The following is a 26,967-nucleotide window of genomic DNA, read 5'->3' on the forward strand; positions in this document are numbered from 1 at the left end:
GTGGTGCGCCGGCCCTGGCGCCCACCGCCCGCCGCTGCGACCGTGCGGGCGCCCTCCATTCCTGAACACCCCCATGCCGCTGCTGACCCCCACCGCGACCGCCCGCCACCCCTTGCGCCGCTGGCGCACCACCGCCCTGTGGGCCGCCCTGGCCGCCATGGCCGGGCCGGCCCAGGCCGATCCCGCCCTGCGATGCCACACCGACCCCGAGCAGATCGCCACCGCCCCCGGCTGCAGCGCCACGCTGCTGGGCCCCGAGGTGTACCTGGACGCGCCGGCACAGCAGGTGCTGCTGTGGCAGCTGGACGGTGGCACCCATGCCCACCGCGTGCGCCTGTTCGGCCCCGACGGCCAGTTGCTGCGCCAGTGGCCGGCCGTGCACAACGGCCGCCAGGAGATCGGCTGGGTCACGCCCAGCGCCGGCCGCTACCACCTGCAGGCCGACAACCCCTTCTTCGACACCGCCCAGGCTGGCGTGGCCCCGGTGCAGTGGCGCCTGCAGGCCCACGGCACGGCCCAGCCCACGGCGCCCACCAGCGCGGACCACCCCGGTGGCGGGGCCCTGGCCTCTGCGCGCCTGCGTCAACTTCAGGAGCAGCTGGTGCTTGCCACACCTGGGCAAAAAGCCCAATTGATGGAAAACTTCTGGCAGCAGGTGCAGGCCCAGGGCAGCCCCTGGCTGGAAGCCCTGGAAGGCCAGCCCGAGGAAGCACTGACCACCTTCCTGTGGCGAGCCCCCGCAGGCACGGCCACGCAGCCCCACCATGTGCGGCTGGAATGGGCCATGCGCGCAGCCGATCCATTCATGCTGCAGGCGCTGCCCGGCACCGACCTCTGGTACCTCAGCCTGCCGCTGCCGCGTGGGCTGCGCACCAGCTACCAGCTGGTGGTCGACCCCGTGCGCTACCCGGCGGCCGCGGGCCAGCCCATCGGCCGCGTGCAGCGCATCCAGACCGAACAGCTGTCCGCCCAACGGGATGCGCTGAACCCCCACACCTGGCATGCGGGCAGCCCGTCGCTGCCCACGGACAGCGTGGCCGCCGCCCATGCCCAGCGCTCCGCCCTGCACATCAGCGCCAGCGGGCCACTGCGCAACCTGGCCGAGGCCAACGCCCTGCCCCCGCTGGCGGGCACGCTGCAGCACCTGCGCTTTGACAGCCGCCAGCTGGGCAACACCCGTAGCCTCAGCCTGTACCTGCCGCCGGGCCCGCAGCCCGCGCACCGCCTGCCCCTGCTGGTGCTCTTCGACCGCGAGGCCTACCTGGAGCGCGTACAGCTGCCGCAGTTGCTGGAGCAGGCCATGCGGCAAGGCCGCATCCCGCCCCTGGCCGTGCTGCTGGTGGGCCAGCCCACGCGCGAAGACCGTGCCCGGGAATTGCCACCCCTCAGCCCGGCCTTCGGCCAGATGCTGGCCACGGAGCTGATGCCCTGGCTGCGCGCCCGCACCCCGCAGCTGACGACCCAGCCCGCGCAGGTGGTGGTGGCCGGCTCCAGCTACGGCGGGCTGGCGGCGGGCTACCTGGGCTGGACCCACCCGGAGACCTTTGGCGCGGTGCTCAGCCTCTCCGGCTCCTACTGGTGGGCACCGCCCCCGGCCCCGGGCAGCACCGTCCACCGCTGGCGCGAGGGCGACTGGTTCATGCAGCAGGTGGCCCAGTCCCCAAAGCGCCCGGTGCGCTGGCACCTGGGCTACGGCCTGCTGGAGCGCGGCGTGCATGGCGAAGCCGGTCTGGTGGACAACAGCCGCCACCTGCGCAATGTGCTGCAGGCCAAGGGCTACGCGGTCAGCACCGACGAGTTCCCGGGCGGCCACGACTACTACGCCTGGGGCGAGGCCCTGGTCCAGGGCCTGCAGGTGCTGCTGCCGGCCCAGCCCCCGGGCAGCGGCCCATGAAAAAAGGACTGCCCCAAGGCAGTCCTTTTTAATTAAATAGCATTCAGCGCAGACTGGACAAGCGCTGGAGGCTATTTTGGCCTAGACCATCAACCTTCCGCTCAGTGGCGGATCAGGTGATCAAAGGCCGACAGCGCGGCCGTGGCACCGGCACCTGCGGCAATGATGATCTGCTTGTACGGCACATTCGTGCAGTCGCCGGCCGCGAACACGCCAGGCACATTGGTGTGGCCCTTGGCATCGATCTCGATCTCGCCAAAGCGCGTCAGGTGGACCGTGCCCTTGAGCCAGTCGGTGTTAGGCAGCAGGCCGATCTGCACGAAGATGCCTTCCAGCGCCAGTTGGTGCACCTGGTCGGTGGTGCGGTCCTTGTAGGTGATGCCGGTGACCTTCTTGCCATCGCCGTTCACTTCGGTGGTCTGGGCGTTCAGGATCACGGTCACGTTGGGCAGGCTGCGCAGCTTCTTTTGCAGCACGGCATCGGCCTTCAGCTCGCCGGCAAATTCCAGCACCGTCACGCTCTTGACCAGGCCGGCCAGGTCGATGGCCGCTTCCACGCCGGAGTTGCCACCGCCGATCACCGCCACGTCCTTGCCCTTGAACAGGGGGCCGTCGCAGTGCGGGCAGAAGGTCACACCCTTGGTGCGGTACTGCTCCTCGCCGGGCACGTTCATGTTGCGCCAGCGCGCGCCGGTCGACAGGATCACGGTCTTGGACTTGAGCACCGCACCCGAGGCGGTGTGCACTTCGATCAGGCCGCCTTCGGTGGCGGCAGGCACCAGCTTGGCACCGGTCTGCTGGTTCATCACGTCGACTTCGTAGTCACGGATGTGGGCCGCCATGGCCGCGGCCAGCTTGGGGCCGTCGGTCTTGCTGACCGAGATGAAGTTCTCGATGTCCACGGTGTCCAGCACCTGGCCGCCCAGGCGCTCGGCGGCAATCCCGGTGCGGATGCCCTTGCGGGCGGCGTAGATGGCCGCAGCGGCGCCGGCGGGGCCACCACCGACCACCAGCACGTCGAACGCCTCCTTGGCCGAGATCTTGGCGGCTTCGCGGGCGGCGGCACCGGTGTCCACCTTGGCGACGATTTCCGCCAGTTCCATGCGGCCTTGACCAAAACGCTCGCCGTTCACGAACACGGTGGGCACGCCCATGACTTCGCGGTCCTTGATCTCGTCCTGGAACAGGCCGCCGTCGATCGCGGTGTGCGTGATGTGGGGGTTCAGGGCCGACATCAGGTTCAGCGCCTGCACCACATCGGGGCAGTTGTGGCAGGACAGCGAGTAGTAGGTCTCGAAGTGCAGCGGCGTGTCGATGGCCTTGACCTGCTCCAGCAGATCGGCCGATTCCTTGGAGGGGTGGCCACCGACGTGCAGCAGCGCCAGCACCAGGGAGGTGAACTCATGGCCCAGGGGCACGCCGGCAAAGCGCACGCCGCTGTCCACGCCGGGGTTGGTGATCAGGAACGAGGGCTTGCGCACGTTCAAGTCGTTGGCTTCGACCACCGTGATCTTGTCGCTGAGCGCCGCGATGTCGGCCAGCAGGGACTTGACTTCGCCAGCCGCCTTGCTGTCGTCCAAAGTGGCCACGAGTTCGAGCGGCTTTTGCAGGCGTTCGAGGTAAGCTTTGAGTTGGGTCTTGAGGTTGGCGTCGAGCATAATAGTCAAATCCTAATAAAATTCTTTTTTTGATAGTCGATGATTGCTTGGTTGAAAAAAAGCCCGGGCCTCGCCCAGGCTTTTCACGGGCAATCGAATCAGATCTTGCCGACCAGGTCCAGCGAAGGAGCCAGGGTGGCTTCGCCTTCGTTCCACTTGGCAGGGCACACTTCACCGGGGTGGTTGCGCACGTACTGGGCAGCCTTCACCTTGCGCAGCAGGTCTTCGGCGTTGCGGCCGATGCCTTCGGCGGTGATTTCCACAGCCTGGATCACGCCATCGGGGTCCACGATGAAGGTGCCGCGGTCGGCCAGGCCCACGCCGGGACGCATCACTTCGAAGTTGTTGGTGATCACACCGCTGGGGTCGCCCAGCATGGTGTACTTGATCTTGCCGATGGTTTCGGAAGCATCGTGCCAGGCCTTGTGCACGAAGTGGGTGTCGGTGGACACGGAGTAGATTTCCACGCCCAGCTTCTGGAATTGGTCGTAGTGGTCAGCCACGTCGCCCAGTTCGGTGGGGCACACGAAGGTGAAGTCAGCGGGGTAGAAGAAGAACACGGCCCACTTGCCCAGCACGTCCTTTTCGGACACTTCGATGAACTTGCCGTCCTTGAATGCGGAGGCTTGGAAAGGCTTGATAACGGTATTGATAACGGACATGTAGTTTCCTTATGTGATGCGACTGAACACAGGCTGTAGTCTAAGCCCTGGGTAAAATAATTTCAATCAATTGACTTAATTGTTTTGATTGCCTAAAACTATTTATCAACGCAAACGCAACTCAGCATCAACCGCAGCCAATCCGCGCCAGTGGGGACTTGCCGTGCCAACGGCCGCGAATCCTTGACAATGGTCATCCATGCGTCACCCTCACACAAGGAGCCCCATATGAAAGGCGAACCGCAAGTCATTGCCGCTCTGCAAGCACAACTCAAGAACGAACTCACCGCCATCAACCAGTACTACATGCACTATCGCATGTACAAGCACTGGGGCTTTGAAGCCCTGGCCAAGGTGGAGTACAAGGAATCCATCGGCGAGATGAAGCACGCCGACGTGCTGATGGACCGCATCTTCATGCTGGACGGCCTGCCCAACCTGCAGGACCTGGGCAAGCTGCAGATCGGCGAGGATGTGCCCGAAGCGCTGCAGTGCGACATGAACCTGGAGTTGGCGGCCCAGGCCACCATCAAGGACGGCATCAAGACCGCCGAAGCCGCGCACGACTTTGTCTCGCGCGACCTGCTGCTCAAGATCCTCGACGACACCGAGGAACACATCGACTTCCTGGAAACCCAGCTGGACCTGATCGACAAGATCGGCCTGCAGAACTACCTGCAGACCCAGATGGGCGAGGCCGAAGGCCATTGAGCCCACCGTCGCCGCCCTGGTGGGTGGGGCACGCGCCTGAATAGGCTCCAGCCCTTATCCCACCTGCGCCGGCTGCTATGCAATTGAAAACGGAGCCCATGGGCTCCGTTTTTTTACGCGTTGCCAATATTCACAACTCCGGCACCAGGAAATCCCGGGTGATGAACTCGCCCAGCATGTTCACCCGGTCCAGGAACTGCGTCAGGTAGGCGTGCAGGCCGGTGTCAAGGATTTCATCGATGCGACCGTACTGCAGGTCGGCCAGCAGGCGCCCCGCCTTGCGCTGGCTTTCCTGCGAGCCCTCGTGGGCCACGGCCTTGAGGTTGTCCACCACCTCGCGCATGCAGGCGTGCAGCGAACGCGGCATGTCGGCACGCAGCACCAGCAGGTCTGCCACACGCTCGGGCGTGATCACGTCGCGGTAGACCTTGCGGTACACCTCGAACGCCGAGACGCTGCGCAGCAGCGCGCTCCAGTGGTAGAAGTCGAACTGCTGCGCGGTTTTGCGCTCGGATTCCATGCCGTGGTAGTCGCGCTGGATGGCATGGAAGCGCACGTCCAGCAAGCGCGCGGTGTTGTCCGCCCGCTCCAGGAAGGTGCCCAGGCGCAGGAAGTTGAAGGCCTCGTCCTGCAGCATGGTGCCCAGCACCACGCCGCGCGACAGGTGGGAGCGGTATTTCACCCACTCCGCCAGTTGCCCGGGGTCCTTGCCCAGGGAGCCTTCCTGCAAGTGCTTGCGCATCGCCAGCCAGGTCTGGTTCTGGGTCTCCCAGACCTCGGTGGACAAGGCCCCGCGCACGGCCCGCGCGTTCTCACGCGCGGCGTGCAGGCAGGACACGATGGATGCCGGGTTGCTTTCGTCGGCCACCATGAAGAACAGCACGTTGTCGCGCGTGATGTCCCGGTAGCGTGCCTGGTAGGCCGGGATGAGTTCGCTGATGGACAACACCCCCTGCCAGGTGCGCGCGGCATCGTCCGGGCGCATGGGCAGCATCGAGGTGTCGTAGCTCACGCTCAGCATGCGGGCGGTGTTTTCTGCCCGCTCGGTGTAGCGTGACATCCAGAACAGGTGGTCGGCGGTGCGGCTCAGCATGATTCCTCCCCGGGCAGAAAACCCCGCGCCTGCTGCGCAGTCGGGCGCTGTGGTGTGGCAAGCGCACAGCGCTTGTCGGCCCGCTCGGTGTCGCACGACATCCCGAGCCGGTGATCGGCGGTGCGGCTCAGCATGCGTTCTCCTCACAGATTGGGATGGCCAGCGCCAGGCGCCGGGCGGTGCGGCCGGTGCCAGGCAGCACGTGGACCTGCAAGAAGTGGGCATTCATCGGTGTCATACGCCCCCCACCAGCGAGGCTTGTGGGCTCCAGGCGCCGGCGGACTGCGGCAGCCCTGCGGCCAGGCTGGCTGCCAGCACTTCGCTGCCATCGCCCAGGACCCAGGTGTCCTTGGTGCCACCGCCCTGGGAAGAGTTCACGACCAGCGATCCCTCCTTGAGCGCCACGCGCGTCAGGCCGCCGGCGACCATGCGCACGCCCTCCTGGCTGCTGAGCACAAAGGGGCGCAAATCGATGTGCCGCGGGGCAATGCCCGCCTCCACCATGGTTGGGCAGCTGGACAGGCTCAGCGTGGGCTGGGCAATATAGCCCGCTGGATTGGCCAGCAGCGCCTGGCGGAAGCTCGCGATCTCCGCCTGGGTGGCGGCCGGCCCGATCAGCATGCCATAGCCGCCCGCGCCGTGGACTTCCTTGACCACCAGCTCATGCAGGTGGTCCAGCACGTAGCGCAGGTCGTCGGGCTTGCGGCACAACCAGGTGGGCACGTTGCTGAGGATGGGCTCCTCCCCCAGGTAGAAGCGGATCATGTCCGGCACATACGGGTAGACCGACTTGTCGTCGGCAATCCCGGTGCCCACCGCGTTGCAGATGGTGACGTTGCCGGCGCGGTAGGCGTCCATCAGGCCCGCACAGCCCAGCGACGAATCGGGGCGGAACACCTGGGGGTCCAGGAAGTCGTCGTCCACGCGGCGATAGATCACGTCCACGCGCTGCAATCCGCGCGTGGTGCGCATGTACACCACCCGGTCGCGCACCACCAGGTCCTGGCCCTCGACCAACTCCACCCCCATCTGCTGCGCCAGGAAGGCGTGCTCGAAATAGGCGCTGTTGTACATGCCCGGCGTCAGCACCACCACCGTGGCCGAGGCGGCCCCGGCCGAACCCGGCGCGCTGGCGCGCAGCGTGTCCAGCAGCAGATCGGGGTAGTGCGCCACTGGCTCCACGGCGTGGGTGCTGAACAGCTCGGGGAACAGCCGCATCATCATCTTGCGGTTTTCCAGCATGTACGACACGCCGGATGGCACGCGCAGGTTGTCCTCCAGCACGTAGTACTCGCCCTCGCCCTGGGCGTTGCGGGCCCGCACGATGTCGATGCCGGCAATGTGGGCGTAGACCCCGCCGGGCACCAGCACGCCCTGCATCTGCGGGCGGAACTGGGCGTTGCCATCGATAAGGTCGCGCGGCACGATGCCGGCGTGCAGGATGGCCTGGCCATGGTAGATGTCCTCGATGAAGCGATTCAGCGCCGTGACCCGCTGCACCAGCCCCTGCTGCATGCGCGCCCACTCGCCGGCGGGGATGATGCGCGGGATCAGGTCGAAGGGAATCAGGCGCTCCGTGCCCGCCCCGCTCTCATCCTTGTCGCCATAGACGGCAAAGGTGATGCCGACGCGGCGAAAGATCATCTCCGCCTCGGCCTGCCGCGCACGCATGGTGGTCTGCGCCTGCCGCGCCAGCCACTGGGCATAGGCCTTGTAATGGGTCCGCACGTCGCTGCCATCGAACGGCAGCATTGCGTACATCTCGTCAAACTTCTGCATCTTTGCACGCCTCCTGCGAATGGATTGCTGTGGTGACAGCAAGAATCAGGCCCAGTCCGGACCCATCTGGTGGAGGAAGCAATTCCTGACATTTACCGAATCACTCGGGGATCACTCAGTGTAGCCAGCCCCTGCCGCCTCGGGCACGGCATGCTGCCAATACCGGCGCGCCCGCGTGCGCTCGCACTGCACCGCGCCCGGGGCCCAGGAACGCCAACGGGCCGCGCCACAGCCGGCACTGGTCACCGTCCGCGCGCCCTGGGCCTGGTAACGCTGAACCACCGCGGGATGGGGATGGCCAAAGCGGTTGCGGTAGCCGCTTTGCGCGATGGCCACCGCAGGCTGCACCGCCCGCACCCAGGCCGCGGTGGACGAGGTCTTGCTGCCATGGTGCGGCATGAGCACGAGATCGGCCCGCAAGGGGCTGCCGGCGTGCAGCAACGCCTGCTCCTGCCGGGCCTCCACATCGCCCGTCAGCAGGGCTGCCGTGCCAGCCACGCTACGCACCCGCAGCACACAGCTTTGGGCATTGCGCCCGGCGCCACCCACCGGGGTGTGCGTTGCAGGGGCCATGGGGTGCAGCACCTCCAGTTGCACCCCATCCCAGGTCCAGGACTGCCCCTGGACACAGGGCACACCGCCCGCCCCCAGTCGATGCGCCCGGGGGAAGGCGGCCACCACGGCCTCGGCCCCACCAGCATGGTCGCTGTCGGCATGGCTGACCAGCAGCACGTCGGGCGCGATCCCCAGCACCCGCAGCACCGGCACCACCGTGCGCTCGCCCGCATTCGCCTGCTCGGACCACTGCGGGCCGGCGTCAAACAGCAGGCTGTGGCCCTGGGTGCGCACCAGCGCGGCACTGCCCTGCCCCACATCCAGCGCCAGCACCTCGAAATGCCCCCAGGCCGGCGCCTGCGGCTGCCACCCGAGCAGAGGCACCAGCAGCGGCAGGCCCAGCATGCGCCAACGCCAGCCCCAGGGCATCACCAGCCACAGGCAACCCAGCACCCCGGCCAGGGCCGCCCACCAGGGCGGTTGGGCAAAGAACAGCACGGCCCCGCGCCAGCCAGCCATGGCGTCCAGCAGCCCGGCCATGACCGTCACCCCCTGGGCGGCCAGCCACCACAGCGGCGACCAGAACACGCCCAGCATGGACAGGGGTGTGATCACCAGCGTGACCCAGGGGATGGCCCACAGGTTGGCCAGCAAGCCGATGACCGACACCTGGCCAAACAGCAGCAAGGTCAGCGGTGCCAGGGCGATGCCCACGATCCATTGCTCGCGCGCCATGCGCACCAGGGCTGGCTTCCAGCCCCGCGCCGTGTCACCCCCCAGCCTCGGCTGCGCGGCAAACAGCACGCCCACGGCCACAAAGCTGAGCCAGAAGCCCGCCTGCAGCAGGCTCCACGGATCGATCAGCACCACCACGGTCAACACCGTCAGCCAGATGCAGGGCCAGGGCCAGCTGCGGGCCTGGCTGCGCAGCAGCACCACCACCGCCAGCATGCCGATGGTGCGTTGCGCGGGAATGCCCCAGCCGCTGAACAGCGCATAGGCCGTGGCCAGCGCCAAGCCGGCCCAGGCGGCCACCACCGGTGCCGGCTGCCACAGGCACAGCCGGGCCGAACGCCGCCAGCACAGCTGGACCACGGCCATCGCCAGCCAGGCAAACATTGTTATGTGGAGCCCGCTGATGCTGACCAGGTGCGCCACCCCGGTGTCGCGAAACAGTTGCCAGTCGGCGCGGCCGATGCTCGATTGCGCGCCAGTCACCAGGGCCTGGACCACGCCCATGGAAGCCTGCAGGCGTGCCGAGGCCCCTTCCGGGGCCTGCATGCGCTGGTGGATCTGCCCGCGCCAGCGCGCCACCGGGGCCTGCCAGGTCTGGCCCAGCCATTGCGGTGGCGCATCGCGTGCGCTGCGGCGCACATAACCCGTGGCCTGGATGCCCTGGCTCCACCACCACAGCTCCCAATCCATGCCGTGGGGGTTGCGCTCCCCGTGCGGGGCCTTGAGGCGCACGGTCCAGGCCCAGCGCTGGCCGGCCTGCAAGCCCTGCGGTGGCAGCTCACCGTACCAGGTCAGCGCCACCTGCGGCGGCAGGGGCACGGGCTGCGGGGGCACCTCGGCCGACTGGGCCTGCTCCACCGCAAAGCGCAGGCGCATCCCGCGCTCGACCGCCTGCGGCATGTCGGTGATGACCCCGGTCACGCGCACATCGCGCCCCTCCCACGCGGGCGGCATGGCCGTGGCGGCAAAGCTGGCGGCGCGCCAACCCGTCATCCCCCAGGCCAGTGCCGCGCCCCACAGCAGCCAGCCCCAGCGCCATGCCGGCCGGCGCCACAGCAGCGGGCCCAGCAGCACGGCCGCGGCCAGCCACCCGGCATAGACGGGCCACGGCAGCAAGGCCACCTGCCGCAGCTGGGTGGCCGTGCCCGCAACCACGCCCAGCATCCACCACATGCCGGGAGGATGTTGCTGCGAGGGGGACGGCGGTCTTGGCATACTGCGCAGCATGCGGGGCAAACGCCACACCGGCAAAGCCGGCTGCACAGTTCGCCCGCCATTCAACAACCCTCTCCAGAAAGACCGTCATGAGCGTTTACGACCGCCTGCAAGCCCTGAACATTGCCCTGCCCCCCGTGGCCATTCCCGCCGCCGCCTATGTGCCGTTTGTGCAGACGGGCAATCTGGTGTTCCTGAGCGGCCACATCGCCAAGAAGGACGGCCAGGTCTGGGCCGGCCAACTGGGTGCGGCCATCAGCACTGCCGAGGGCAAGCAAGCGGCCCGCGCCGTCGCCATCGACCTGCTGGGCACGCTGCAGGCGGCCTGCGGCGGCGACCTGAACCGCGTGCAGCGCATCGTCAAGGTGATGAGCTTGGTGAACTCGACCGCCGGTTTCACCGAGCAGCACCTGGTGACCAATGGCTGCTCCGAGCTGCTGGCCGAGGTCTTCGGTGACAAGGGCTCGCACGCCCGCAGCGCGTTCGGCGTGACGCAAATCCCCATGGGCGCCTGCGTGGAAATCGAGCTGATCGCAGAAATCGCTTGATGTATGAGAGCTGCCTGCGCTTGCGCTACCTGGCTTTCCGATGGAAAACATACGGAAAACCAAGCAAGACAAGCGCTGTCAGCTCATTTTTTAGGGCGTGCCGTTCCCATCTGAAGACTTCCTGACCCAGACCCCGCGGCAGAACGGGTGCCCCGCTGCGCAGCGCTGCCACGCAGCAGGTGGCACACAGGCCGCGCGCGATCCGTCACAGAGAATCAAAAGCTGAGGCACCCGCCCAGGTGTCCCCAGCCTGGGCCCTGGCGGCCACACGACACCGCCCGGGCCACCCTGCAGCGCGCGGTGTCAGGCCGACATGGCGCTGGCGGCCCAGCGGGCATCCTGCGCCACAGCAATGCGCTGACCGGCCACTGCGGCCAATTGCGCGGCCGTGACCAGGTGGGCGTCCAACTCGTGCAAAGGCCGGAGCACAAAGGCGCGCTCGTACATGCGCGGGTGCGGCACCGTCAGTGCCGGCGTGGCCAGCTGGCGCGGCCCCCACAACAGCACATCCAGGTCCAGGGTGCGCGGCGCATTGCGGTAGGGGCGCTCGCGCCCGGCGGCCAGCTCCAGCGCCTGCAGCGCCTGCAGCAAGGCTTCGGGCGCCAGGTCGGTCTCCAGGGCCGCCACGGCGTTCAGATAGTCAGGCCCCGAGGCATCCACCGGGGCGCTGCTGTAGAGCGAAGACACGGCGCACAGCCGGGTCTGCGGCAGGGCCGCCATGCGGTGCAGGGCCTGCAGCAAGGCCTCGCCGCGATCCCCCAGGTTGGCCCCCAGGCCGATGTAGACCCGTTCGGCCGCCATCACTCGGCGCTGCCGCCGGAGGGCGCCATGTCGGCACCGCCGGCAGGCTTGCGGCGGCGGCGACGGCGCTTCTTGGCGGGCGCATCGCCTTCGCTGACGATGGTGTCCAGGGGCGAGGCCTCCTGCACGTCCTCCGCCTTGCGGGGCGCGCGGCGTGCGGCGGGTTGTGCCGCCTTTTGCTTCTGGCGCTGCTCCTCGCGCACCTGGGCCACCAGGTCCTCGCGGCGCGCATCGTCGGCGGCCTGGAACTCCTGCCACCACTCGGCCAGGTCTTCCTCGATCTCGCCCACATCGGCGCGCAGACGCAGAAAGTCGAAGCCGGCGCGGAAGCGCGCCTGCAGCACCATGCCGAACGGGGTCGAGCCGGTGCGCTTGTCGAAGCGCGGCTGCATGACCCAGATCTCGCGCATGTCGGCGGCCAGCTTGCCGCGGCCCGACACGTCGCCGATGCGCTGGTCGAACACCTCGTCGATGGCCTCGTTCAGCGCCGGGAAGGCGTGGTAGCCCTTCTTCAGGCGGCGCTCCCAGCCCTGCTTGACGTCCTGCCACAGCACGCAGGCCAGCATGAAGCTGGGCGCCACGGGCTTGCCTTCGCCGACGCGGCGGTCGGTGTCGGCCAGGGCCGCCTGCACGAACGGGTGCCCGGCACGCTCCACCACCACATCCAGCAGGGGGTAAATGCCGTGCTCCAGGCCCAGCTTCTTGAGCTGCTCGATCGACGCCAGCGCGTGGCCGGTCTGCAGCAGCTTGAGCATTTCGTCGAACAGACGGCTTTGCGGCACTTCGCGCAGCAGCGGCTCACATTCGAGCAGCGGCTTGGCGGTCTTGGGCTCCAGCTTGAAGCCCAGGGGGCTGAGCTTGGCGGCAAAGCGCACGGCGCGGATGATGCGCACCGGGTCTTCGCGGTAGCGCGTGGCCGGGTCGCCGATCATGCGCAGCACTTTCTTTTGCGCGTCCTGGATGCCCTTGTGGAAGTCCACCACGACCTGGGTCTCGGGGTCGTAGTACATGGCATTGACGGTGAAGTCACGGCGCGTGGCATCCTGGTCCTGCGGGCCCCAGACGTTGTCGCGCAGCACGCGACCGCTGGCGTCCACGGCGTGCTTCATGCTGGCCAGGGCCAGCTTGCTGGTGCGCTCGTTGCCGCTGACCTGCTCGGCCTGGCTGTTGTCCATGAAGGCACGGAAGGTCGAGACCTCGATCACCTCGTGCTCACGCCCACGGCCGTACACCACGTGCACGATGCGAAAGCGCTTGCCGATGATGAAGGCGCGGCGGAACAGGTGCTTGACCTGCTCGGGCGTGGCATCGGTGGCCACGTCGAAGTCCTTGGGGCGCAGCCCCAGCAGCAGGTCGCGCACCGCGCCGCCGACGATGTAGGCCTCGTGGCCCGCATCCTTGAGGGTGCGCACCACATCCACCGCCCGCTGGTCCACCAGTTGCGGATCGATGCCGTGCACGCTGGCGGGCACCTCTTCACGCTTGCCGAAACGCGATTTGCGCGCACGGGCGGCGGGCTCTTTGCCCAGCAATTTGTCGATGATGGTCTTGATCATGGGTTTTCAGTAAACAGGTCCAGCACGCGCCAGCCGCGCTCCTGCGCAATCGCTCGCAGACGGGGCTCGGGATTAGTGGCCACGGGGTGGTTGACACGCTCCAGCAGGGGCAGGTCGTTCATGGAATCGCTGTAGAACGTCGATTCCACGCCCTCCCAGGACAGGCCGCGCGCCGCCAGCCAGGCATCCATGCGCACCACCTTGCCTTCGCGCATGTTCGGCACGCCCTGCACGCCCCCCGTGAACCAGCCCGTCGCATCGCGCTCCAGCTCGGTCGAGAGCAGCTCCTGCACACCGAAGGCGGCGGCAATGGGGCGCGTCACGAACTCGTTGGTCGCTGAGGTGATGACCACCAGGTCGCCAGCCTGCTGGTGCGCGCGCACCAGGGCCTGCGCCTGGGGCAGGATGGCCGGGGTGATGACCTCCTGCATGAAGCGCTGGTGCGCCGCCTGCGCGGCGGCGGCACCGCGTTGCACGATGGCCTCGGTGGCAAAGCGCACATAGTCCGGCACATTCAGCGTGCCCGCCTGGTAGTGCGCAAAGAACTCGTCGTTGCGGCGCCCGAACTCGGTGCGGTCGCACCAGCCGATGGCAATCGCAAACTCGCCCCAGCCATGGTCGGAGTCCATGGGGATCAGCGTGTGGTCCAGATCAAACAAGGCCAGTCGCGGGCGCTGGGACGGGGTTGCAGGGTTCATAGATTCATTCAAAGGGAGCGAAGACATACAGCCATGGCATGCGGCACCAGCGTGCCGCTGGGCTATTCGGTCTCCAGCATGGTTTTGAGCAAGGGGATGGTGATCGCACGCTTGTTGCGCAGTGCAAACTCATCCAGCATGTCCAACAGCTGCATCAGGCTGGCCAGGTCGCGCGAAAAGCGCTTGAGCATGTAGTCCACCACATCGGCGCTCAGGGTCACGCCCCGGGCGGCCGCCTCGGTTTTCAACACTTCGCGGCGCTCTTCCTCGTTGGGCACCTGCAGCTGGAACACATGGCCCCAGCCCAGGCGGCTGCGCAGATCGTCGCGCACCTCCATGCCCGCCGGCGGCGCGTCGCCGGCCGACAGAATCCAGCGGGGCGAACCGCTGGGCGGGTTGATGGCATTCACAAACCAGTTGAAGGCACGGGCCTGCTGCATGGGTGTGAACAGCTGCACATCGTCCATCAGCACGGCCGACCAGCGTTCGTCAAACTCCGGCGGAAAGCCGGTGCTGGCATCCATCCAGCCCACCTGGGCCCCCTGCTCCAGCAGCATTTCGCGCACTGCCTTGAGCAGGTGCGTCTTGCCGGAGCCGGAATCGCCCCACAGGTAGGTGGGCACCGGCGCGCGCGGCGCAGGGCCAAAGCCATCGCTGATCCAGGCCTGGAGGTGATCGACCACCGGCGCATTGCGACCGGCGTAAAAGCGCGCCAGAGAAGGCCCCGTGGGCAAGCCGATGTCCAGCGCCAGTTGCTTCATAGAGGGCATGCCGTCGACACGTCCCGCTTGCTGCACAGCAAGCGCATGGGCACAAACTCAGCCATCGGGAGCAGGAACGTAGGCATAGGGGGAGGAAAAGAGCAGGAAACGCCCTGCATGCGCAAGACCACGGCCGCATGCCAGCCGGTCCCGGCATCGCGTTTACATATTTTAATCAGCTTCCGCCCCGCTGACAGGCGTAGGCCCAGCGCACGCCTGGACCGCACTGTGCCACAGGCCGGCGCAGCAAGCTCTCACATCCCCAGATGTCCCGCATCCCTGGGGCGGCATGCGGACATTCCGGAGGGACTGCACTTAAAATCATAGGCGTTCCTGCCCCCACATCGGGCACCACACCCTGCACAGATCCTTCTCATGAGCTCCTCTGCCTCCCCATCCACCCCCATTTCCTACAAAGACGCCGGCGTTGACATCGACGCAGGCGACGCACTGGTCGAGCGCATCAAGCCGCTGGCCAAGAAGACCATGCGCGAAGGCGTGATGGCCGGCATTGGCGGCTTTGGTGCTTTGTTCGAAGTGCCCAAGCGCTACCAGGAACCCGTGCTGGTGTCCGGCACCGACGGCGTGGGCACCAAGCTGCGCCTGGCTTTCGAGTGGAACATGCACGACACCGTGGGCATCGACCTGGTGGCCATGAGCGTCAACGACGTGCTGGTGCAAGGCGCGGAACCCCTGTTCTTCCTGGACTACTTTGCCTGCGGCAAGCTGGACGTGGACACGGCCGCGGCCGTGGTGGGCGGCATTGCCAAGGGTTGCGAGCTGTCCGGCTGCGCCCTGATCGGCGGTGAAACCGCGGAAATGCCCGGCATGTACCCCGATGGCGAGTACGACCTGGCCGGCTTTGCCGTCGGCGCCGTGGAAAAGTCCAAGATCCTGACCGGCCAGAACGTCAAGCCCGGCGACGTGGTCCTGGGCCTGGCCTCGGCCGGCGTGCACTCCAACGGCTTCTCGCTGGTGCGCAAGTGCATCGAGCGCGCCGAAAGCCAGGGCACCGTGCCCGCCACCCTGGACGGCAAGCCCTTCAAGGCCGCCATCATGGAACCCACCCGCCTGTACGTGAAGAATGTGCTGGCGGCCCTGGCCCAGCACCCCATCAAGGCCCTGGCCCACATCACCGGCGGCGGCCTGCTGGAGAACATCCCCCGCGTGCTGCCCGAAGGCACGGGCGCCGACCTGCAGGCCGGCAGCTGGCCCCAGACCGAGCTGTTCGCCTGGCTGCAAAAGACCGCCGGCATTGACGATGTGGAAATGAACCGCACCTTCAACAACGGCATCGGCATGGTGGTGGTGGTGGCGCCCGAGGCGGCCGAGGCCACGGCAGCAACTTTGCGTGAACTGGGTGAAACGGTCTACACGATCGGTAACATTACGGCACGCACAGAAGGCGCACCCGTCCAAGTCAAGTAGTCTTTCATCCAGAGCGATCATCCATGGGGAACCAGCACCAACTTCCGACCGTTTGTCAGTCCCCCGTAACGCCGTCCCGCGGTGTGATGATCGCCAGTTACCTGCTCATGGCCTGCACGCTGCTGCTGGTCATGTGGCAAAAGCTTCTGCCCGGGCTGCTGTGCGCATGCCTGGGCTTTTTGTTGACGCGTGCCCTGTCCACCCTGCTGGCGCACATCGACCGGCGCCCGCCCGGGCCGATCCCGGACCGCTGGGCGCAGGCGACGGCCGCCACCCTGGTGATCCTGGGGCCGCTGCTGTGGATTGCGATTGCCCTGACGCATTCGCGTGGCTACCTGACCGACATTCCGCACCAGTACAAGGAGCTGCTGGACTACCTGGCCAACACCGTGCTGGAGTTGCGCCAGAAGCTGCCCAATGACCTGGGGGCCCTGCTGCCCCAGGGCTCGGCCGAGATCCAGCAGACAATCGCCACCTACCTGGCCACCAAGGCCGGCGCCCTGGCCTCGGCCGGCAAGGCCTGGCTGGGCGGCCTGCTACACGCCTATGTGGGTCTGCTGATCGGTGCGCTGGCGGCCGTGCGCCCGCGCCTGGTGCCCCGGGCACCGCTGACGCAGGCGCTGCAGCGCCGCGTCATGCTGCTGGGCGAGGCCTTCCGCCAGATCGTGGCCGCGCAGTTCTGGATTGCACTGTTCAACACCACGCTGACCGCCCTGTTCCTGCTGCTGATCCTGCCCACCTTCGAGATCGCGCTGCCGTATACGCCGGCGCTGATCCTACTGACCTTTGTGGCGGGCCTGATCCCCATCGTCGGCAACCTGTTTTGCAACGTGGTGCTGACGGTGGTGGGCCTGTCCGTCTCGCCCGTGGCCGCCGCCGTCTGCCTGGGCTTTCTGATCCTGATCCACAAGGCCGAATACGTGATCAACGCCAAGGTGGTCGGCCAGCGCACCCACATGGCCGTGTGGGAGCTGCTGTCGGTGATGTTCATTGCCGAATCGGTCTTCGGCCCGGCAGGCCTGGTGGCAGCCCCGCTGTTCTACGCCTACCTGAAGAAGGAACTGGAAGCCGCACGGCTGGTCTGAAATAAAGAGCAGCCTGCGCTGATTGACAGCGGCTTTCCCATAGATTTCGCATCGAAACATAGAAAAACAGAGCGCTAGGCGCTCTGTTTTTTATTCCAGCGGCGCCAGGCGTGGAACCGCATGCGCCCGACAGGCGCTCAGGGCTCGGCGCGCAACAGCTCGATGCGCGCCTCGATCAGCGGCAGATCCTGCGGCGCCGGGGCATGGCGCACATAGGTCTGCAGGTCCTGCAAGGCCGCGTCCCGCTGCCCCAGTTGCGCCAGCACCAGCCCCCGGTCCCGGTAGTGGCTGTATTCCTGCGGGCGCAGCACGATCAGCCGGTGCAGCACTGCCAGCAGTTGCGGAGCATCCTCGGCCTGGGCATGGATGGTCTGCAGGTTGCGCAGCATGCGCTCCAGAATTTCACGGCCGCTGGCCGGCACCAGGAACAGGTGCAGCGGCGCCATCTCGTCCTGCGCCAGCCCCCAGCCTTCGCGAAAAGGCTCCAGCCGCTCTTGCAGCGCGTCCTGGGTCAGGCCACGGCCCGTCAACGGATCCTGGATGATCAGGCCCTCGTCCACGTGCACCTTGATCAGGAAATGCCCGGGGAAGGAAATGCCCTGCGCCTTCAGGCCGATGGCGGTGGCCAGCTCCAGCCACAGCACGGCCAGGGAGATCGGGATGCCCTTGCGCGTGGCCAGCACGCGGTGCACGAAGCTGTTGGCCGGGTCGGCAAAGTCGTTGGCATTCACACCAAAGCCCAGCTTGTCGTAGAAGAACTCGTTCAGCACCACGGTGCGCTGCAGCGCACTGGCGCCCTGCGGCAACGCGGACCGCAGGCGGGCAGCCAGGCTGTCGACCTGGAACAGCACATCCTGCAGGTCCAGCGCCGGCTCGGCATCAAGCGCCAGACTGGCCGCGGCCTCCAGCAGCGGCAAGTCCAGGTCCTCACGCACCAGGCAGCGGAAATGCTCCAGGGCACTGGGGGCTTCAAAGTTCAGCGACATGGGCCGCACTCTAGCGCGATTTGCAAAGCCTCACCCACGGCAGTTGCACCGCCCGCCTCAGCGGCGCAGCAGAGTGCGCACGCGCAAGCCGGTCGCCAGCAGCACCCCGAAGTACACCACGCCCGCACCGCCCAGCATCAGCGCCATCAGGCCCGCGCGCTGCCACTCGTGCGCGCCCAGCGCCTGCCAGTTCCAATGCCCTTGGCCCCACAGCAAAAAGGCCCCCAGCAAGGCGGATGCCGCCAGCACCTGCAGCCCATACTTGACCCAGCCCGGGCCCGGCTGGTAGGCGCCACGGCGCAGCAGCCCGATCAGCAGCCACAGTGCATTCACCAGCGCTGCCAAACCGATCGACAGCGCCAGGCCTGCATGGGCCAGCCATGGCACCAGCACCACATTCAAAATCTGCGTCAGCACCAACACCGCCATGGCGATCTTGACCGGCGTGCGCATGTCCTGGCTGGCAAAGTAGCCCGGTGCCAACACCTTGATGGCCACCAGCCCCAGCAGGCCGGCACCGTATCCGATCAGCGCCACGGCAATCTGCGACACATCGCTGCCCTGCAGCGCGCCGCGGTGGAACAGCGTGGCCACCAGCGGTTCGGCAAAGGTCAGCAGGGCCACGGCCGATGGCACCGCCAGCAGCACCACCAGGCGCAGGCCCCAATCCAGCATGCCGGAGTAGCGCTGCGCATCACCCGCTGCCTTGGCCGAGGCCAGCTGCGGCGTCAGCACCACGCCCAGCGCCACCCCCAGCAGCGCTGTGGGAAATTCCATCAAACGGTCGGCATAGAACAGCCAGGTCACACTGCCCGGGGTGAGGTAGGACGCGATCTGCGTATTGATCATCAGGCTGACCTGGGCCACACCCACCCCCAGCAGGGCCGGTGCCATCAGCGCCAGGATGCGGCGCACCCCACCATCGCGCCAGGCTGCACGCACGGCCGCCGGCGACAGACCGATGCGTGGCAGCAAGCCCAGTTTTTTCAGCACGGGCAGCTGCACCGCCAGCTGCAGCACACCGCCCAGCATCACCCCCGCCGCCATGGCATAAATGGGCTCCAGGCCCTGGCGCCCCAGCCAGGGGGCCAGCAGCACCGCCGCCGCGATCATGCAGACATTGAGCAACACCGGCGTGGCCGCCGGCACGGCAAACTGCTTCCAGGTGTTGAGCACACCGGCGCACAGCGCCACCAGCGACATGAAGCCGATGTACGGGAACATCCAGCGCGTCATCAGCACCGCGGCCTCGTGCGCGTGGCTACCATCCAGCCCGCTGGCCAGCAGCCACACCAGCACCGGGGCCCCGGCCACACCGACCACGCAGGTCAGCAGCAGCACCCAGAACAGCACCGTGGCCACATTCGCCACCAGGGCGCGCGTGCGCTCCTCCCCACCCTGGGTCTTGGTGGTTGCCAGCACCGGAATGAAAGCCTGGCTGAATGCCCCCTCGGCAAACAGGCGGCGAAACAGGTTGGGAATGCGGAAGGCAACGTTGAAGGCATCGGTCAGCGCATTGGCGCCGAACATGGAGGCCATGATGAGGTCACGGACCAGACCCGTGACCCGCGAGGCCAGAGTCAGCAACGAAACAGTGGAGGCGGCTTTGAATAACGACACCCGCCCAGTGTAGCCACGCCCACCCGCGACAAAGTGTGGCAGGGCACACAAACTTGCAACAGCCGCGCGGCGCTGGCCTGCAGCCCGCCACACCGCTTTCAACCCAACTTGGTGCGCAAGTGCACCAAGTTGAAATATGGCGCACCATTTCCGGTCAAGCAGCCATCCTGCACAAGCGCCCAAGCATTGCTATAATCGCGGGCTTCGTTGGCATCATCCCCAGACAACACAAGGAATACATCATGGCAACCAAAGCCAAAAAGAACCCCCGCCTGGCCTCCGGCCGCAAGCGCGCACGCCAGAACGTCAAGCTGAACGCAGCCAACACTTCGCTGCGTTCGAAGTACCGCACCGTGGTGAAGAATGTCGAGAAGGCCGTGCTGGCCGGCGACAAGGTGAAGGCCACCGAACTGTTTGCAAAGATGCAAGCTGTGGTCGACTCGATCGCCGACAAGGGCATCTTCCACAAGAACAAGGCCGCTCGCGACAAGAGCCGTCTGTCCGCCAAGGTCAAGGCCCTGGCCACTGCCGCCTAATTAACCTTAGGCATCGCCCGGAAGGCATAGCCTTCCGCCGTTTGCTTCGGGTGCGCTGCCAGCGAAACAAAAAAACCGCCTCACGGCGGTTTTTTTGTTTCCGCGCCCGATACATGCCCCTCGGCTGCACCACGCATGCCATGCACAACGCCGCAACGACTTACCACATAGGTACTAGTACTAATTGATTAGCATCAAATTTTGATCATTCCTTGATAATCCGAGGCTGAAAAGTCTTGTGTCTTCTATAGGACCTATAGCAGCACGCCTTCTCTCCCATCGCCAAAGCCTGCCCCCTGTGCGCAGGCTTTTTTAGTCGCTCAGCCTCTAAAAATCATGAAAAGATCCATCCAAATAGGACTGGGGTTCGTCTCGACCCTGGTCCTGGCCGCACTGTTGTTTTTATCCTGGCCGCTGTTCCCCCGCTCAGTGCCCAAGCCCGAGAACGAGCAACCCGTCGATGTGGTGATGGTGGGTGCCGGCGCCATGAGCGCCACGCTGGCCACCTACCTGCAGGAGCTGCAACCCAACTGGAAAATCGAGGTCTTCGAGCGCCTGGACGGCGTTGCCCTGGAAAGCTCGAACGGCTGGAACAACGCCGGCACCGGCCACTCGGGTTTTGCCGAACTGAACTACACCCCCCAGTTGCCCGACGGCAGCGTGGAGACCAAGCGTGCCGTGGGCATTGCCGAACAGTTTGAGGTGACGCGCCAGTTCTGGGCCCACCAGGTCGGCCGCGGCCACCTGCAGTCGCCCGAGACCTTCGTGAACCCCACAGCCCACATGAGCTTTGTCTGGGGTGACGACAACATCGAATTCCTGAAGAAGCGCCAGCAAGCCATGGTGCAGCACCCCCTGTTCTATGGCATGGAGTATTCCGAGGACCACGCCAAGATCAAGCAGTGGGCCCCGCTGATGATCGAAGGCCGTGACCCGGCCCAGAAGATCGCCGCCACCTACATGCCCTTGGGCACCGACGTGAACCACGGCGCCTGGACCCAGCAGTTGATGGCCTCGCTGCAGAAGACGGACAACTTCCAGCTGCACCTGCAAAGCGAAGTGACCGCCTTGCGCCAGAACGCCGACAAGACCTGGAACGTGACCGTGGCCGACCTGGCCAACAATCGCCAGGAAAAAACCGTCAAGGCCAAGTTCGTGTTCGTGGGTGCCGGTGGCGCCGCGCTCAAACTGCTGCAGGCCTCGGGCATCCCTGAGTCCAAGAACTACGCCGGCTTCCCCGTGGGTGGCCAGTTCCTGGCCATCGAGAACCCCGAGCTGACCACCCGCCACGACGTCAAGGCCTATGGGATTGCTTCCACCGGTTCGCCCCCGATGTCCGTGCCCCACCTGGATGCCCGCCAGCTCGACGGCAAGCCCGTGGTCCTGTTTGGCCCCTTCGCCCTGGCCACGACCAAATTCCTCAAGAACGGCTCCTGGTGGGACCTGTTCTCCTCGGTCAACCACGACAACCTGATGGGCATGCTGCGCGTGGGCATCCACAACCTGGACCTGGTGCAGTACCTGCTGCAACAGGCTGAGCTGACCGACGAAGACCGCCAGCAGGTGCTGCAGCAGTACTTCCCGCACGCCAAGCGCGAGGACTGGAAGCTGATCACCGCCGGCCAGCGCGTGCAGATCATCAAGCGTGACCCCGAAAAGGGCGCCGTGCTGCAGTTCGGCACCGAGATCGTGGGCTCCGAAGACGGCAGCATCGCCGCCCTGCTGGGTGCTTCGCCCGGTGCCTCGACCGCCCCCCACATCATGCTGAACCTGCTCAAGAAGTCCTTCCCCGAGCAGATGGCCAGCGCCGAGTGGAAGGCCCACATCCAGCAGATCGTGCCCTCGTATGGCCGCAAGATCAACGAAGACGCGGCCTACACCAACGAGATCCGCCGCATGACCAGCTCGGCCCTGAAGCTGCCCTACCTGGACGTGCCACTGACCGTGGGCCAGAAGGCAGAGGCACCAGCGGCGGCCCCTGCCGCTCCGGCTGCTGCCCAGCACCCCACGCAGCTGAACAAGGAAATGCAGGCACTCTGATTGCCGCCACCCCACACACCGGCCCTGCCGGTGCCACCCCGCCGACCGCTGTCGCGCGGGGTTTTTTCTTGGGGTGACGGACGCCACCGGCTTCCCGCTTTGCCATGTCCCGCCTGCTGACCCACGGCCCGATCGGCCGCGCCCTGCTGCGTTTTGCCCTGCCCCTGTGGGGCGGCTATGTGCTGCAGTCGCTCAACACCTCGGTCAACGCCTTCTGGATCGGTCGCCACCTGGGCGAAGCCGCACTGTCGGCGGCGGTGCACGCCAACAACCTGCTGTTCGTGCTGATTGCCCTGGTCTTCGGCATCAGCCAGGCCACCAACCTGCTGGTCGCCCAGGCCGTGGGCGCGGGCGACTGGGCGCTGGCGCGGCGCACCACGGGCACCAGCGCCAGCCTGTTTCTGGGCGCAGCCCTGCTGATGGCCGCCCTGGGCTGGCCGCTGGCAGCCCCGCTGCTGCGCGCCATGGGCGCCGAGCCCGCCACCACCGCCCTGGCCGTGGACTACCTGCGGGTGCTCTTTCTGGCGCTGCCCCCCATGCTGCTGCTGATCTTTGTCGCCGCCGTGCTGCGCGGCACAGGGGACAGCCGCACGCCCTTCATCGCCCTGCTGGCCGTGGCCCTGGGCGATGCTGCGCTCAATCCCCTGTTCATCTTCGGTGCCGGCCCGCTGCCTGCCTGGGGCATGGCCGGTTCGGCCCTGGCCACCCTGGTGGCGAACAGCCTGGGCATGGCAGGGCTGCTGGCCTGGCTGCGCTGGCGGCGCGTGCCGCTGTGGCATGGCTGGCGCCTGGGCCACCGCCTGCTGCCCGATCCCGCGCTGGTGCGTTGCCTGGTCACCAAGGGCCTGCCCATGGGCCTGCAGATGCTGCTGGTGGCGCTGTCCCTGGTGCTGATGCTGAGCCTGGTCAACGCCCACGGAGCACAGGCCTCCGCCGCCTACAGCGCGGCCCTGCAGTTGTGGACCTATGTGCAGATGCCGGCGATTGCCGTGGCCTCGGCCTGCACCACCATCGCCGCGCAAAACGTGGGCGCCGGCCACTGGCCGCGCGTGGCGCGCACTGCGCGTGCCGGGATTGCCTGCCACCTACTGCTGACCGGGGCCTGCGTGGCCCTGGTCCTGGCCTTTGACCGCCCGGTGCTGACCCTGTTCCTTCCCGAGGGCAGCGCCGCCCTGGAGCCGGCACGCCACCTCAACCGCATCGTGCTGGGCTCGTTCGTGCTGCTGGGCATCAGCGGCGTGCTGGCCGGCGTGGTGCGCGCCACGGGTGCGGTGCTGGTGCCGCTGGCCATCCTGGCCGTGGCCCTGTGGGGCGTACGCCTGCCCCTAGCCTGGGGGCTGCAGCCGCTGTGGGGGCTGGAGGCGCTGTGGTGGAGCTTCCCGCTCAGCGCCCTGGCTTCCCTGTTGCTGTCCCTGGCCTACTACCGCTGGGGCCACTGGCGCCAGGCCCGCCTGCTGGGCAGCGCACCGCCAGGGCTTTGAGGCCGCCCACTGGCCTCAGAAACAAAAAAGCTTCCCTTCGGAAGCCTTCATATGCACGGGGCCACCCCCCTCCAACCACGATCAGCCCTTGCGACCTGGCGCCTCGTCGGGGATCAGACAGGCCTCGACCACCTGCAGGTGGTTGTCGCGGGCGAAATTCAGCACGAAATCCCAGGCCATGGGCTCATGGGCCTGCAGGTCGCGGTGGACGACGATGCACTTGACGCCATTCATGGTGGTGGGGGTGCACCATGGCGAATAGCCCAGGTGACTGCCGCGCTGGGCGCCACCGGGACGAAACTGGCTCATCACCCCCGCCAAACGCTCGGCCCAGTCACTGGGACGAAAGGTTTTTCCCTCCAAGGTCAGGCCTTGGATGAACAATTCTTTGGAGCTTGGGGAAACCATCAAAATACATCTGCGTAAGAAAAGGTGCGCCACGGGATCACCGCCTGAACACCGACGGTGCGATTCTAACTCTTATACAAGACATGGGCGTGACGTACGGAATTGCCAACCCTGCAGTTTTCCAAATATGGAAACAGTCCACGCGGTACTACTTGCAGGGCCCTAGAATCGACGTTTGTCTTTTGCGAAAGCTCGCAAAAGTTGTGCCACGACTGCCATGTCAGGAGATGTATTCATGACCGCTCACATTGAGGCTGCCTCGCCCCACGTTATGCCCACCTACGGCCGCGTACCCATCGCGCTGGAGCGAGGCCGAGGCTGCCGCGTGTGGGATGTGAACGGCAAGGAATACCTGGACGCACTGGGCGGCATCGCCGTCAACACCCTGGGCCACAACCACCCCAAGCTGGTACCGGCCCTGCAGGACCAGATCGCCAAGCTGATCCACACCAGCAACTACTACCACGTGCCCGGCCAAGAAACCCTGGCCAAGCTGCTGACCGACCGCGCGGGCATGACCAATGTGTTCTTCTGCAGCACCGGCCTGGAAGCCAACGAGGCCGCGATCAAGATCGCCCGCAAGTACGGCGTGGACCAGGGCATTGCCAAGCCCGAGATCGTGGTCTATGACCACGCCTTCCACGGCCGCTCCATCGCCACCATGTCCGCCACGGCCAACCCCAAGGTGCGCAATGGCTTTGGCGCGCTGCTGGAGGGCTTCACCCGCGTGGCCCCCAACGACTACCAGGCGCTGGTGGAAGCCACCGAAGGCAATCCCAACATCGTCGCCGTGATGATGGAGCCCATCCAGGGCGAAGGCGGCCTGCACCCCATGCGCGCCGAGTACCTGAAGCAGGTGCGCGCGCTGTGCGATGCCAAGGGCTGGCTGCTGATCATGGACGAGGTGCAGGCCGGCATGGGCCGCACCGGCAAGTGGTTTGCCCACCAGTGGGCCGGCATCGTGCCGGACGTGATGACCCTGGCCAAGGGCCTGGGCTCGGGCGTGCCGATCGGCGCCGTGGTGGCGCACAACAAGGCGGCCGAAGTGCTCAAGGCGGGCAACCACGGCTCCACCTTCGGCGGCAACCCGCTGGCCATGCGCGCCGGTGTGGAAACCATCCGCATCATGGAAGAGGACGGCCTGCTGGCCCACGCCACCGAGGTGGGGAACTACCTGAAGGCCCAGCTGCACGCCGCCCTGAGCAGCCTGGAAGGCTTTGTCGAAGTGCGCGGCCAGGGCCTGATGATTGGCGTGGAGCTGACCAAGCCCTGCGGCCAGCTGATCGGCGAAGCGGCCGAAGCCGGCCTGCTGATCAGCGTGACCTCGGACACCGTGATCCGCATCGTGCCGCCGCTGATCCTGAGCCAGGCCGAGGCCGACGAGATCGTCACCAAGCTCAAGCCCCTGGTCCAAGCCCTGCTGGCCGCCTGAACCCAAGGAATCCCGCATGAAGCATTACCTGCAATTCAGTGACTTCACCGCCGACGAGTACGCCTACCTGCTGGCGCGCGCGGCGCTGATCAAGAAGAAGTTCAAGAACTACGAAAAGCACCACACGCTCAGCGACCGCACGCTGGCCATGATCTTCGAGAAGGCCAGCACGCGCACGCGCGTCAGCTTCGAGGCCGGCATGTACCAGCTGGGCGGCTCCGTGGTCCACCTGACCACGGGCGACAGCCAGCTGGGCCGCGCCGAACCGATTGAGGACAGCGCCCGCGTCATCAGCCGCATGACCGACCTGGTGATGATCCGCACCTTCGGCCAGGACAAGATCGAGCGCTTCGCGGCCCACTCGCGCGTGCCCGTGATCAACGGCCTGACCAACGAGTTCCACCCCTGCCAGATCCTGGCTGACATCTTCACCTTCATCGAGCACCGCGGCCCCATCCAGGGCAAGGTGGTGGCCTGGGTGGGCGATGGCAACAACATGGCCAACACCTGGCTGCAGGCGGCCGACCTGCTGGGCTTCACCGTCCATGTCAGTACGCCCGGTGGCTACGAGGTGGACGAGCAGCTGGCCTTCAACGGCAAGCCCGTCAACCCAGGCTGCTACAAGGTGTTCAAGGATCCGCTTGCCGCCTGCCAGGGCGCCGACCTGGTCACCACCGACGTGTGGACCAGCATGGGCTACGAGGCCGAGAACGAGGAGCGCCGCAAGGCCTTTGCCGACTGGTGCGTGGATGCCGAGATGATGGCCGCCGCCCAGCCGCAAGCCCTGTTCATGCACTGCCTGCCCGCCCACCGCGGCGAAGAGGTGGAAGCCGACGTCATCGACGGCCCGCAGTCCGTGGTCTGGGATGAGGCCGAAAACCGCATGCACGTGCAAAAGGCGCTCATGGAGTACCTGCTGCTGGGCCAGCAGCCCGGCTGACGCCCCACGCCCATGGCCCACCCGGTGAGTGAAGTGATGCACGCTCTGAACAGGTTCTGCACGCCACTCACCAAAACAGGAGCTGCTTGCGCGCGCCTGCAAAAGCTTTCACACATCTTTCGCGTGAAAAGCCAAGCAGGATCAGCGCTGGCAGCTCTTTTTTTATTCAAGCCCCGCAGCACCGTGATGCGGCTGCGGGCGCAACAACCTTTCTCCTGCTCCGTCAGCGGCAGCCGCAGCCTGGATCTGCGCCGCATGTCCCGCCGCCGCAGTGCCCTGCACGCCATCGCCTGCAGCCACCTGCTGAAGACGCCGCGCTACCTCCTCGGTCACACCTAGGGCCTC

Annotated in this window: 24 protein-coding genes; 11 read left to right on the forward strand and 13 right to left on the reverse strand. The window is 66.6% G+C overall.

Annotated elements, in window-relative coordinates:
• A partial coding sequence (locus tag FYM52_RS15335; RefSeq protein ID WP_255446826.1) for an alpha/beta hydrolase-fold protein occupies positions 1–1,894 on the forward strand: 1,894 nt, incomplete at its 5' end.
• Between the two features lie 101 nt (positions 1,895–1,995).
• Here the strand turns inward: FYM52_RS15335 and ahpF are convergent.
• Together ahpF and ahpC are read right to left on the reverse strand one after the other, a co-directional pair.
• Positions 1,996–3,552, reverse strand: a complete 1,557-nt coding sequence (ahpF, locus tag FYM52_RS15340; protein WP_154164726.1) for an alkyl hydroperoxide reductase subunit F — start codon at positions 3,550–3,552, stop codon at positions 1,996–1,998.
• Between the two features lie 98 nt (positions 3,553–3,650).
• The gene (gene ahpC / locus FYM52_RS15345; protein WP_045267162.1) at positions 3,651–4,214 is read right to left on the reverse strand and encodes an alkyl hydroperoxide reductase subunit C; all 564 of its coding nucleotides are present in this window, start codon (positions 4,212–4,214) and stop codon (positions 3,651–3,653) included.
• 228 nt (positions 4,215–4,442) lie between these two features.
• Between ahpC and bfr the strand changes: the two genes are divergently transcribed.
• On the forward strand, positions 4,443–4,925 hold the full coding sequence (gene bfr / locus FYM52_RS15350; protein ID WP_154164727.1) for a bacterioferritin: 483 nt from the start codon (positions 4,443–4,445) through the stop codon (positions 4,923–4,925).
• Between the two features lie 130 nt (positions 4,926–5,055).
• Here the strand turns inward: bfr and FYM52_RS15355 are convergent, their stop codons facing one another.
• The 4 genes from FYM52_RS15355 to FYM52_RS15370 form a co-directional block, all read right to left on the reverse strand.
• Positions 5,056–6,018, reverse strand: a complete 963-nt coding sequence (locus FYM52_RS15355; RefSeq protein WP_042413982.1) for an alpha-E domain-containing protein — start codon at positions 6,016–6,018, stop codon at positions 5,056–5,058.
• Positions 6,012–6,152: a hypothetical protein gene (locus FYM52_RS15360; RefSeq protein WP_154164728.1), complete on the reverse strand. Its 141-nt coding sequence runs from the start codon at positions 6,150–6,152 to the stop codon at positions 6,012–6,014. The genes FYM52_RS15355 and FYM52_RS15360 overlap by 7 nt, the downstream gene beginning before the upstream one ends.
• A 100-nt stretch (positions 6,153–6,252) precedes the next feature.
• A complete protein-coding gene (locus FYM52_RS15365; protein ID WP_154164729.1) occupies positions 6,253–7,797 on the reverse strand; it encodes a circularly permuted type 2 ATP-grasp protein in 1,545 nt (514 codons plus the stop codon).
• 111 nt (positions 7,798–7,908) lie between these two features.
• Complete coding sequence (locus FYM52_RS15370; protein ID WP_238826239.1) at positions 7,909–10,260, reverse strand: DNA internalization-related competence protein ComEC/Rec2; 2,352 nt, start codon at positions 10,258–10,260, stop codon at positions 7,909–7,911.
• 131 nt (positions 10,261–10,391) lie between these two features.
• Between FYM52_RS15370 and FYM52_RS15375 the strand changes: the two genes are divergently transcribed.
• The gene (locus FYM52_RS15375; RefSeq protein ID WP_154164730.1) at positions 10,392–10,850 is read left to right on the forward strand and encodes a RidA family protein; all 459 of its coding nucleotides are present in this window, start codon (positions 10,392–10,394) and stop codon (positions 10,848–10,850) included.
• 303 nt (positions 10,851–11,153) lie between these two features.
• On the opposite strand, the gene folK is transcribed toward FYM52_RS15375, so the two are convergent.
• The 4 genes from folK to hda form a co-directional block, all read right to left on the reverse strand.
• Positions 11,154–11,651 carry a 2-amino-4-hydroxy-6-hydroxymethyldihydropteridine diphosphokinase gene (gene folK / locus FYM52_RS15380; protein ID WP_154164731.1) on the reverse strand — a complete coding sequence of 166 codons (498 nt, stop codon included), beginning with the start codon at positions 11,649–11,651 and terminating at the stop codon, positions 11,154–11,156.
• Complete coding sequence (gene pcnB, locus FYM52_RS15385) at positions 11,651–13,207, reverse strand: polynucleotide adenylyltransferase PcnB (RefSeq protein ID WP_042413992.1); 1,557 nt, start codon at positions 13,205–13,207, stop codon at positions 11,651–11,653. The genes folK and pcnB overlap by 1 nt, the downstream gene beginning before the upstream one ends.
• Positions 13,204–13,905, reverse strand: a complete 702-nt coding sequence (locus FYM52_RS15390) for an HAD family phosphatase (protein ID WP_045267166.1) — start codon at positions 13,903–13,905, stop codon at positions 13,204–13,206. The genes pcnB and FYM52_RS15390 overlap by 4 nt, the downstream gene beginning before the upstream one ends.
• A gap of 62 nt (positions 13,906–13,967) precedes the next feature.
• Positions 13,968–14,666 carry a DnaA regulatory inactivator Hda gene (gene hda, locus FYM52_RS15395; RefSeq protein ID WP_162858932.1) on the reverse strand — a complete coding sequence of 233 codons (699 nt, stop codon included), beginning with the start codon at positions 14,664–14,666 and terminating at the stop codon, positions 13,968–13,970.
• A 375-nt stretch (positions 14,667–15,041) separates the two neighbouring features.
• Between hda and purM the strand changes: the two genes are divergently transcribed.
• Together purM and FYM52_RS15405 are read left to right on the forward strand one after the other, a co-directional pair.
• Positions 15,042–16,094, forward strand: coding sequence for a phosphoribosylformylglycinamidine cyclo-ligase (gene purM / locus FYM52_RS15400; protein ID WP_154164733.1), 1,053 nt, complete (start codon positions 15,042–15,044; stop codon positions 16,092–16,094).
• Positions 16,095–16,117: 23 nt separating this feature from the next.
• A complete protein-coding gene (locus FYM52_RS15405; protein WP_154164734.1) occupies positions 16,118–17,179 on the forward strand; it encodes an AI-2E family transporter in 1,062 nt (353 codons plus the stop codon).
• Between the two features lie 137 nt (positions 17,180–17,316).
• On the opposite strand, the gene FYM52_RS15410 is transcribed toward FYM52_RS15405, so the two are convergent.
• Both FYM52_RS15410 and murJ read right to left on the reverse strand, forming a co-directional pair.
• Positions 17,317–18,165: a SirB1 family protein gene (locus tag FYM52_RS15410; RefSeq protein WP_042414005.1), complete on the reverse strand. Its 849-nt coding sequence runs from the start codon at positions 18,163–18,165 to the stop codon at positions 17,317–17,319.
• A 57-nt stretch (positions 18,166–18,222) separates the two neighbouring features.
• Complete coding sequence (gene murJ, locus FYM52_RS15415) at positions 18,223–19,785, reverse strand: murein biosynthesis integral membrane protein MurJ (RefSeq protein WP_162524748.1); 1,563 nt, start codon at positions 19,783–19,785, stop codon at positions 18,223–18,225.
• Positions 19,786–20,027: 242 nt separating this feature from the next.
• On the opposite strand from murJ, the gene rpsT reads away from it, so the two are divergent.
• The 3 genes from rpsT (at position 20,028) to FYM52_RS15430 (ending at position 23,842) form a co-directional block, all read left to right on the forward strand.
• Positions 20,028–20,321 carry a 30S ribosomal protein S20 gene (rpsT, locus tag FYM52_RS15420; protein ID WP_042414209.1) on the forward strand — a complete coding sequence of 98 codons (294 nt, stop codon included), beginning with the start codon at positions 20,028–20,030 and terminating at the stop codon, positions 20,319–20,321.
• 336 nt (positions 20,322–20,657) lie between these two features.
• Positions 20,658–22,361 carry a malate dehydrogenase (quinone) gene (gene mqo, locus FYM52_RS15425; RefSeq protein WP_043384479.1) on the forward strand — a complete coding sequence of 568 codons (1,704 nt, stop codon included), beginning with the start codon at positions 20,658–20,660 and terminating at the stop codon, positions 22,359–22,361.
• Positions 22,362–22,465: 104 nt separating this feature from the next.
• Positions 22,466–23,842, forward strand: a complete 1,377-nt coding sequence (locus tag FYM52_RS15430; protein WP_154164735.1) for an MATE family efflux transporter — start codon at positions 22,466–22,468, stop codon at positions 23,840–23,842.
• 81 nt (positions 23,843–23,923) lie between these two features.
• Here FYM52_RS15430 and FYM52_RS15435 read toward each other — a convergent pair whose 3' ends face one another.
• On the reverse strand, positions 23,924–24,250 hold the full coding sequence (locus FYM52_RS15435) for a DUF3579 domain-containing protein (RefSeq protein ID WP_154164736.1): 327 nt from the start codon (positions 24,248–24,250) through the stop codon (positions 23,924–23,926).
• A gap of 235 nt (positions 24,251–24,485) precedes the next feature.
• On the opposite strand from FYM52_RS15435, the gene FYM52_RS15440 reads away from it, so the two are divergent.
• The 3 genes from FYM52_RS15440 to FYM52_RS15450 are packed head-to-tail and all read left to right on the forward strand — an operon-like array spanning position 24,486 to position 26,961.
• Positions 24,486–25,682 carry an aspartate aminotransferase family protein gene (locus tag FYM52_RS15440; RefSeq protein ID WP_042414020.1) on the forward strand — a complete coding sequence of 399 codons (1,197 nt, stop codon included), beginning with the start codon at positions 24,486–24,488 and terminating at the stop codon, positions 25,680–25,682.
• Positions 25,683–25,698: 16 nt separating this feature from the next.
• Positions 25,699–26,622, forward strand: coding sequence for an ornithine carbamoyltransferase (gene argF / locus FYM52_RS15445; protein WP_042414024.1), 924 nt, complete (start codon positions 25,699–25,701; stop codon positions 26,620–26,622).
• Between the two features lie 12 nt (positions 26,623–26,634).
• Positions 26,635–26,961 (forward strand): hypothetical protein, encoded by a 327-nt coding sequence (locus FYM52_RS15450; RefSeq protein WP_156781670.1) that lies wholly within the window; start codon positions 26,635–26,637, stop codon positions 26,959–26,961.
• The last annotated feature ends 6 nt before the right edge of the window (positions 26,962–26,967 follow it).

The organism is Comamonas sp. CAH-2, assembly GCF_009668305.1.
GTDB lineage: Bacteria > Pseudomonadota > Gammaproteobacteria > Burkholderiales > Burkholderiaceae_C > Comamonas > Comamonas aquatica.

Excerpts from the sequence above, each read along its gene's own strand:
- ahpF (WP_154164726.1), bottom strand. The coding sequence starts at position 3,552 with ATGCTCGACGCCAACCTCAAGACCCAACTCAAAGCTTACCTCGAACGC.
- ahpC (WP_045267162.1), bottom strand. The coding sequence starts at position 4,214 with ATGTCCGTTATCAATACCGTTATCAAGCCTTTCCAAGCCTCCGCATTC.
- bfr (WP_154164727.1), top strand. The coding sequence starts at position 4,443 with ATGAAAGGCGAACCGCAAGTCATTGCCGCTCTGCAAGCACAACTCAAG.
- FYM52_RS15355 (WP_042413982.1), bottom strand. The coding sequence starts at position 6,018 with ATGCTGAGCCGCACCGCCGACCACCTGTTCTGGATGTCACGCTACACC.
- FYM52_RS15360 (WP_154164728.1), bottom strand. The coding sequence starts at position 6,152 with ATGCTGAGCCGCACCGCCGATCACCGGCTCGGGATGTCGTGCGACACC.
- FYM52_RS15365 (WP_154164729.1), bottom strand. The coding sequence starts at position 7,797 with ATGCAGAAGTTTGACGAGATGTACGCAATGCTGCCGTTCGATGGCAGC.
- FYM52_RS15370 (WP_238826239.1), bottom strand. The coding sequence starts at position 10,260 with ATGTGGTGGATGCTGGGCGTGGTTGCGGGCACGGCCACCCAGCTGCGG.
- FYM52_RS15375 (WP_154164730.1), top strand. The coding sequence starts at position 10,392 with ATGAGCGTTTACGACCGCCTGCAAGCCCTGAACATTGCCCTGCCCCCC.
- folK (WP_154164731.1), bottom strand. The coding sequence starts at position 11,651 with ATGGCGGCCGAACGGGTCTACATCGGCCTGGGGGCCAACCTGGGGGAT.
- pcnB (WP_042413992.1), bottom strand. The coding sequence starts at position 13,207 with ATGATCAAGACCATCATCGACAAATTGCTGGGCAAAGAGCCCGCCGCC.
- FYM52_RS15390 (WP_045267166.1), bottom strand. The coding sequence starts at position 13,905 with ATGAACCCTGCAACCCCGTCCCAGCGCCCGCGACTGGCCTTGTTTGAT.
- hda (WP_162858932.1), bottom strand. The coding sequence starts at position 14,666 with ATGAAGCAACTGGCGCTGGACATCGGCTTGCCCACGGGGCCTTCTCTG.
- purM (WP_154164733.1), top strand. The coding sequence starts at position 15,042 with ATGAGCTCCTCTGCCTCCCCATCCACCCCCATTTCCTACAAAGACGCC.
- FYM52_RS15405 (WP_154164734.1), top strand. The coding sequence starts at position 16,118 with ATGGGGAACCAGCACCAACTTCCGACCGTTTGTCAGTCCCCCGTAACG.
- FYM52_RS15410 (WP_042414005.1), bottom strand. The coding sequence starts at position 18,165 with ATGTCGCTGAACTTTGAAGCCCCCAGTGCCCTGGAGCATTTCCGCTGC.
- rpsT (WP_042414209.1), top strand. The coding sequence starts at position 20,028 with ATGGCAACCAAAGCCAAAAAGAACCCCCGCCTGGCCTCCGGCCGCAAG.
- mqo (WP_043384479.1), top strand. The coding sequence starts at position 20,658 with ATGAAAAGATCCATCCAAATAGGACTGGGGTTCGTCTCGACCCTGGTC.
- FYM52_RS15430 (WP_154164735.1), top strand. The coding sequence starts at position 22,466 with ATGTCCCGCCTGCTGACCCACGGCCCGATCGGCCGCGCCCTGCTGCGT.
- FYM52_RS15435 (WP_154164736.1), bottom strand. The coding sequence starts at position 24,250 with ATGGTTTCCCCAAGCTCCAAAGAATTGTTCATCCAAGGCCTGACCTTG.
- FYM52_RS15440 (WP_042414020.1), top strand. The coding sequence starts at position 24,486 with ATGACCGCTCACATTGAGGCTGCCTCGCCCCACGTTATGCCCACCTAC.
- argF (WP_042414024.1), top strand. The coding sequence starts at position 25,699 with ATGAAGCATTACCTGCAATTCAGTGACTTCACCGCCGACGAGTACGCC.
- FYM52_RS15450 (WP_156781670.1), top strand. The coding sequence starts at position 26,635 with ATGGCCCACCCGGTGAGTGAAGTGATGCACGCTCTGAACAGGTTCTGC.